Genomic DNA, 1,914 nt, shown 5'->3' with positions numbered 1-1,914 from the left:
GGTCAGCACGACGACGCACACGGCCGCCGGCGCGGTGGCGAGGAGGACGTTGCCCACCGCGAGGGCGGCGCCTCCGTCGCCGAGCAGCGCCTGGCCGACGAGTCCGAGCGCCGCGAGCGCGACCAGGACCACGAGGGCGAGGAACGAGCGCGAGAGCGGCTGGAAGGTGATCAGCGCGATCACGCCCGCGCCCACTCCCACGCAGACCGACGGGTAGTACATCGGTGCCGGAGTGGGCAGCGCGTGGTCGGCGAACTCGAGCAGCAGCGCGATCACGTCGACGCCGAGGACGCCCGCGAAGGCCCAGCGCGGCAGCTCGCCGTGGCGGCGCAGGGCGATCGCGGCCCCCGCCGCGCTCGCGACGATCACGAGCAGCCAGGAGAGACCGCTCACCCAGGTCGCGGACCGGGCGTCGAGGGACCAGAGGTACGAGATCAGTCCGCGGATGTCGAGCATCACCGCCATGGTGAGGAAGCCCAGCCCGAGGTAGCTCCCGCTCAGGCGGTTCGGCCGCGTCAGGCGCTCGCGGATGCTCCACAGCGCTCCGGGGCTCCGATCCGCCGCGCGGACCAGCTCGAGGAGCGTCCCGTCCTCCGGCCCCTCCTCCTGCCGCGTCCCGCTCACAGCGGCACGCTCAGCAGCGGCACACTCAGCAGCACGGTCGCGCCGGATCCCGGCGCCGAGAAGACCCGGACCGTGCCGCCCACCGCCTCGACGCGGCCGACGACGGACTCCGCGAGGCCCAGGCGCCCCGGCGGCACCGCGGCCGGATCGAAGCCGCGCCCCTCGTCCGTGACGACGACGCGGAGCGAGCCCGCCTCCTCCGCGACGCTCACGTGCGCCAGCGCTGCCCCGGAGTGACGGCGCACGTTCTCGAGGCACTCCCCGGTCGCGCGCACCAGGGCGTCGAGCACCTCCGCACGGATCCGCGGCTGGGCACCGCCGTGCCAGCGCACCTCGACGCCGACCTCCGCCGACCGCCGACCGAGCGCGGCGAGCGGCTCGGGCAGCCGGACGCCGGAGGCCGGCTCCGGCTCGTCCACCGCCTCCACACCGCGCAGGAGCGCGAGGTCGGCCGCCGCCCGGTCGCGCAGCACCGGAGCCGGCACTCCCTCGCCCCGATGGGCCACGAGCGTCAGGGTCGCCAGGATGGTGTCGTGCATGAGCCGCGCGTCGGCGCGGTGCCGCGACTCGGTCTCGCTGGAGCGGCGCTCGGCGTCGTGGGCCCTCCGGAGACGGGCCGTGCCGACGTGGGCCCGCGCGACGCTGCCCGCGAGCCAGCGGGCGGCCGTCAGCAGCAGGGCCCAGCAGACGACGATCGAGAGGAGGACGAACGGCGCGCGCCCGGACGCCCCCGTCGTCGCCGCCCCGAGGACCAGGACCGGGAGCAGCGCCAGGACCGCGGCCCAGGGCAGGCCCCGCCAGGCGCCGACGGCGAGCATCGCGCACGGCAGCGCCATCGAGGTGAGCATCGTGATCCCGCTCAGGACGGCTCGGAGGGAGGCGTCGACGTCCGGCGAGAGGAACGCGACGAGCGCCGCGACGTCCAGCGCGAGCCCGAGGGCGACCGCCCTCGCCCCCGTCGCGACGGACCGGCTGGGCGCGAGCTGCACGAGCGCCGAGACGACGAGCAGCGCGGCGCTCGGCACCACCGTCAGCAGCTGGGCCGGAGTCAGGGCGAGCAGGTGCAGGGCTGAGGCGGCGGTGAGCACCCCGCCGGCCCGCCGAGCGCAGAGCACGCCGACCTCCCGCTGCTCGCGCAGCAGCACCGCGGCGTCGGCGGGCCGGGGAGGCAGGGGCACGGTGACCTCGGAAGGAGGGGCGCTCGGCGTCGTGGGCCCTCCGGAGACGGGCCGTGCCGACGTGGGCCCGCGCGACGCTGCCCGCGAGCCAGCGGGCGGCCGTCAGCAGCAG

The 1,914-nt window shown here is 76.9% G+C and carries 2 protein-coding genes; both read right to left on the bottom strand.

The window, feature by feature from the left end; translation table 11 throughout:
• The coding region (locus C5C27_RS17395) for a hypothetical protein (protein ID WP_146079762.1) at positions 1-624 on the bottom strand (624 nt) is incomplete at its 3' end.
• Positions 621-1,802: a sensor histidine kinase gene (locus tag C5C27_RS17390; protein WP_104249945.1), complete on the bottom strand. Its 1,182-nt coding sequence runs from the start codon at positions 1,800-1,802 to the stop codon at positions 621-623. The genes C5C27_RS17390 and C5C27_RS17395, both read right to left, overlap by 4 nt.
• Positions 1,803-1,914: the final 112 nt, after the last annotated feature.

This window comes from Rathayibacter sp. AY2B7, from assembly GCF_002931635.1.
In the GTDB taxonomy this organism is placed as follows: Bacteria; Actinomycetota; Actinomycetes; order Actinomycetales; family Microbacteriaceae; genus Rathayibacter.
Note: the sequence above shows the minus strand (reverse complement) of the source record. Positions and strands in the feature narration are given on the sequence as shown.